The organism is Sinomonas sp. G460-2, from assembly GCF_047759905.1.
Classification (GTDB): Bacteria; Actinomycetota; Actinomycetes; order Actinomycetales; family Micrococcaceae; genus Sinomonas.
Map to the genome: position 1 here is coordinate 1 of NZ_JBKZWT010000263.1, position 5083 is coordinate 5083.

6 protein-coding genes are annotated in these 5083 nt (G+C 70.5%); all 6 read right to left on the reverse strand.

Annotated features, from left to right (window positions below):
* Positions 1–560: MFS transporter (locus ACLN58_RS17540; protein ID WP_415856532.1), on the reverse strand; the 560-nt coding region annotated here is incomplete at its 3' end.
* A gap of 10 nt (positions 561–570) precedes the next feature.
* Complete coding sequence (locus ACLN58_RS17545; protein WP_415856533.1) at positions 571–1020, reverse strand: MaoC/PaaZ C-terminal domain-containing protein; 450 nt, start codon at positions 1018–1020, stop codon at positions 571–573.
* Positions 1020–1469 (reverse strand): MaoC family dehydratase N-terminal domain-containing protein, encoded by a 450-nt coding sequence (locus tag ACLN58_RS17550; protein WP_415856534.1) that lies wholly within the window; start codon positions 1467–1469, stop codon positions 1020–1022. The genes ACLN58_RS17545 and ACLN58_RS17550 overlap by 1 nt, the downstream gene beginning before the upstream one ends.
* A 26-nt stretch (positions 1470–1495) precedes the next feature.
* Positions 1496–1738 carry a hypothetical protein gene (locus tag ACLN58_RS17555; protein ID WP_415856535.1) on the reverse strand — a complete coding sequence of 81 codons (243 nt, stop codon included), beginning with the start codon at positions 1736–1738 and terminating at the stop codon, positions 1496–1498.
* A gap of 12 nt (positions 1739–1750) precedes the next feature.
* Positions 1751–2635 (reverse strand): HpcH/HpaI aldolase/citrate lyase family protein, encoded by an 885-nt coding sequence (locus ACLN58_RS17560; RefSeq protein ID WP_415856536.1) that lies wholly within the window; start codon positions 2633–2635, stop codon positions 1751–1753.
* 395 nt (positions 2636–3030) lie between these two features.
* Positions 3031–4737 (reverse strand): glycoside hydrolase family 13 protein, encoded by a 1707-nt coding sequence (locus tag ACLN58_RS17565; protein WP_415856537.1) that lies wholly within the window; start codon positions 4735–4737, stop codon positions 3031–3033.
* Positions 4738–5083: the final 346 nt, after the last annotated feature.

Below are 5083 nucleotides of genomic sequence, written 5' to 3' on the forward strand. Positions count from 1 at the left end.
ACCACGACGCCCACGGAGCCGACGTGCCACAGGAGCGGCACCGAGGCCGCGGCAGCCCACGAGCCGAGGATCGCGCCCACGACCGTTCCGACGCTGAAGGAGCCGTGCAGGGCGGGCATGATGAAGCGTCCGAGCGCGCGCTCGACCGCGGCACCCTCGACGTTGGACGCCGTGTTCCAGCTCGCCGTCCCGAGCCCGATCGTCGCGAAGCCCACGGCGCACACGGCCGGCTCGCGGAACAGCGTCGCACCCGCGCCCACGAGCACGAGCCCGACACCGAGGAGCGCGGCCCCAGCCTGGATGGTTCGGCGGGAGCCGAGACGGATCACGACGAGACCGGAGGCGGACACCGAGACGAAGGACGCGAGCGTCATGCACAGCAGCAGGAGTCCGATCCCACCGGGCGTGAGGCCGAGGTCCTCGCGCAGCGCGGGAATGCGCGCCACCCAGCTCGAGAACGCGACCCCGCTCGCGGCGTACGCGATGACGACGGCGGCGTGCCACCTCCGCAGCTCCCGCGGGGTGACGGCCGCCCGGGTCGCCTGCCCCGTGGACTTCACGAGGCCCCGCTCAGCCGAGCCGGACCACGGCCTGCGCCTTGGTCAGCACGCGCTGCCCGGCGCTCGTGACCGTGAGGTCGATTCGGGCCGTGCGGGCCTCCGCATTGAGCGCCCCGACCGTTCCGACGACCTCGAGGATCGCGCCCGGTTCGTCCGTGCCGGTCGTGTCCGCGACCGGGACGGGCTTCGTGAAGCGCGTCTGGTAGTCGACGACCGCACCCGGGTCCCCGGCCCAGTCCACGACGAGCTGCACGGCGGCGCCCATCGTGAACATGCCGTGCGCGATCACGCCGGGGAGCTCGACGGCGACCGCGAACTCGTTGTTCCAGTGGATCGGGTTGAAGTCGCCGGACGCGCCCGCGTACTTGACGAGGTCGGAGCGGGTCACGGCGATGTCGCGGCGGCCGATCTCGAGGCCCGCCTCGAGCTGCTCGAACGCGGGCGCTGACACTGCGGCCATTACTGGCCCTCCCCTCGGACCAGGATGGACGACGTGGTGGTGGCGACCCGCTCCCCCGACTCGGACGCGATCTCGGCGCGGGTCGTGATCATGGCGCCGCCCCCCATCGCGCGGACCTGGTCGACATGGAGCTCGGCCGTGAGGCGATCACCGGCCACGATCGGACGGTGGTGGGTGAAGCGCTGCTCGGCGTGGACCACGCGTGAGAAGTCGATGCCGGACTCGGGGTCGGCGATGAGCTGGGCGTCAGCGCGCTGGGCCACGATGATCGCGAACGACGGCGGCGCGACGACGTCCGCGTAGCCGAGCGACTGGGCTGCGTCGACATCGAAATGCGCCGGGTGGCCCGCCTTGACGGCGTGCGCGAACTCACGGATCTTCTCGCGGGCTACGTCGTACACCTCGGCGGGCGGGTAGACGCGACCTTGCAGGTCGGGGTTGATGGCCATGGCCAGTAGCCTATCGGGTGCCGAGCCTAGCGAGCCTTCGGCGGCTTCTGCGCGCGGAGCCGGCGCCGGGCGTCGCGGGTCCGGATGCCGAGCCCCACGAGATGCGTCACGAGGCCCAGTCCGATGATGCCCATCGAGCCATACAGGAGCCACATGACGTGCGCGAGGTTCGCCGTGATGTTGAGGATGAGCCCGACCCCCAAGAGGGCCATGCCCAAGAGCACGACCCTCTTGTAGAGGGGCGAGGCGTTCTCCCAGAAGTCGTTCACGCGGGGATCGGATCAGGCGGGGTTGACGCCGAACGCCGTGGCGAGCTTCATGATCTTCTCGGCGCGGCCCAGACGAGGGAGGTCGGAGCCGTCGCGGATCACGCGGCCGCTGGCCTCGAAGTCGCGCATGAAGTCGGACGCCCACGCGACATCGCTCGGGGTCGGGCTGATGACCTCGTTGATGACCGTGGTCTGGTCGATCGCGAGGCACAGCTTGCCGGTCATGCCCATCATGACCGTGATGGCGCTCTGCTCGCGCAGGATGGGGTGGTTCGTCCCGACGGTCGGGCCGTCGATCGGGCCCGGCAGCGCGCCGACTCGGCTCGCAACGACGAGCTTGGCCCGCGGGTACGCCATGGCCTCGGGCGTCGCGGCCATACCCGTGTCGCGGCGGAAGTCGCCCGAGCCGAACGCGAGGCGGAACGCGCCCTGCGCGCGCGCGATGTTGTTGGCCTCCTCGATGCCCACGGCCGACTCGACGAGCGGGATCACGGGGACCTTGCCGTCCATGCGGTGGAAGCTTTCGGTGACCTGGTCCGCGGACTCGGTCTTCGCGAGCATGACGCCGAGCAGGCCCGGCGTGCCGCGCAGCCCCGCGAGATCGTCGGCCCAGAACGCGCTCGTCGCGTCATTGACGCGCACCCACGCCTCGCCGCCGGCACGCATCCAGCGGATGACGTTCTCGCGCGCCTCGTCCTTGTGCGAGGGGTCCACGGCGTCCTCGATGTCGAGAATCACCGCGTCGGCCCGGGATGAGGCCGCCTCCGTGAAGGTCTCGGCCCGCATCGCGTTCACGAGCAGCCACGAGCGGGCAATCTCGGGGTTCACGGAGCGAGCGGGGCGGGAGGCGTCACCGCGGGTGGGGCGTGAAGAATCGGCGGCGGTCGTTGAGGTCATGGGTCAACGGTATCCCCCGCGGGGGCCGCAGGCACATTCGACGGCGGCGCCCACCCCGGACGACGGCGCGTGGCCGGGGTGGGCGCCAAGGGAACCACTACATGCTCAGGGCGATGCGGCACTTCCAGCCGCCGCACGCCTCGTACCACGTGATGCCGGAGCCCCTTGAAGGCGTTCGAGCCGACGACGTAGTGCGCAGTAAACTTCCTGGTCCCCATTCACCGCTGGAAGCCCGCTCCTCGGCGGCGGCTTCGACAACCTGGGACTCGACATCGGCCATGGCACAGCTCCTGATTCCTCGAGACGGGTCGACGAATCGCTCCCCAGCGCGACGATCCACGTACCAGTGGACTACCGCGCCATTATTATGTCAAGCGATTTGATAAAAACCCTTCTCAGCGTGCCACGCGCACCCACGCGGTCGCCTCGCCGGGCAGCTTGCCGCCCTCGACGTCGGCGCTCGCGAGGAGGATCTCCCCCGCCGGGAGCTCCAGCGGTGCCGTCCCGAAGTTGGCCACGACGTGCCAGCCGCCGGGCCGGACGAAGTGGAGGACGTCGTCGTCGGACGCGTCCTGCCAGCCGAGCGACTCCGAGCCCTGCAGCTCGTGCCGCAGCGCGAGGGCGCGGCGGTAGAACGCGAGGGTCGAACCCGCGTCCGCTTCCTGGACGCTCGCGGCGTAGCCTGCGAACCACGCGGGCTGCGGCAGGTGCGCGCCGTTCGCGCCGAAGCCGAACGAGGAACCCTCAGCAGGAGCGGCCTCCCACGGGAGCGGCACGCGGCAGCCGTCACGGCCCACCTCGACGCCCTTGTTGCGGAAGAACGTGGGGTCCTGCCGGTCGGCGTCCGGGATCTCGCCTACCTCCTGGAGGCCGAGCTCCTCGCCCTGGTACAGGTACGCCGAACCCGGGAGCGCGAGCATGAGGAGCGTCGCGGCCCGCGCGCGCCGGAGCCCGCGCTCGGCGTCCACCTGCGCGGGGTCGCCGCCCTCGAGGAGCCAGTCCTTGCCGTCGGCACCCTTCCCGCCGCGGCCCGAGCCCTTGGGGAGCCCGTAGCGGGTCGCGTGCCGCACCACGTCGTGGTTCGAGAACACCCATGTGGACGAGGCGCCCGTCGCCGCGGCCTCCGCGAGGTTCTTCGCGATGATGCGCCGGAACTGCTCGGCGTCGAAGTCGGCCTCGAGGAGGTCGAAGTTGAACGCCTGCCCCAGGCCCTCGGGCGAGGCGTACATGGCGCGACGGTCCGCATGGACCCACGCCTCCGCAACGGCAGTGCGCGGCGGGTTGTACTCGTTGAAGACCTTGCGCCACTCGGCATAGATGCTGTGGACCTCGTCGCGGTCCCACAGCGGGTGCTCGCCCTCACGGAAGAGGTCCGCGCGGTGCAGGAGGTCGAGGCTCGCGACCTCCGCGTTCAGGTCCTTCTTGAGGCCGTGGGCCACGTCGACGCGGAAGCCGTCCGCGCCGCGGTCGGACCAGAACCGGAGTGTCGTGAGGAAGTCCTCGTGGACCTCGGGGTTGTCCCAGTCGAGGTCCGGCTGCTCCTTCGCGAAGAGGTGGAAGTACCACTGGCCCGGCGCCTGTTCTGGACCAGGTTCGGTGATGCGCTCCCACGCGCCGCCGCCGAAGATCGACGTCCACGCGTTCGGCGGGAGCTCACCGTTCTCGCCGAGCCCGTCGCGGAAGATGTAGCGTCCGCGGGCGGCCGAGCCCTTGGGCGAGGCGAGCGCCTCCTGGAACCAGACGTGCCGGTCCGAGGTGTGGTTCGGGACGATGTCCACGATCACCTTGATGCCGGCCTCGTGGAGGGCGGCGACCATCTCGTCGAAGTCCTCGAGCGTGCCGAGGCGCGGGTCGACGTTGCGGTAGTCGTCCACGTCGTAGCCGCCGTCCGCGAGCGCCGACGGGTAGAACGGGCTCAGCCACACGGCGTCGATGCCGAGCTCTTTGAGATAGGGGACGCGCGAGGTGATGCCCTTGAGGTCCCCGAGGCCGTCGCCGTTCGAGTCGGAGAAGCTGCGCGGATAGATCTGGTAGACGGCGGCCTGGCGCCACCAGTCGGCGTCGTGGGTGGTCGTGGCTGCGGTCTCGGCAGGGGTGGGCACCGGCTCTCCTTGTCGTGGGGGTTGAGGGATCTTCCAAATAATTTAGACTCTAAATATAGGTCCGCAAACCATTATTGGGGCGGCGTGCTGGCTGGGTCAAGACGACGAACCGGCTGGGTCGCGACGCCGGCCCGGGGGTTCGCGAAGCGGGCCCACAGAGTCGAAGGAGGAGGTCACGCGTGAGGCAGGGAACCGATCCAGGGGGCGTGGGCCCGCACGTCGTGCGGTTCGTGACGGCCCGCTCGGTGCTCGCGGAGCTTCGCCGCGGAGGCCCCCTGACGGCCACCGAACTCGTCGAGCTCACGGGCCTCACGCGCGCAACCGTCATCGCGGTGTGCGAGGACCT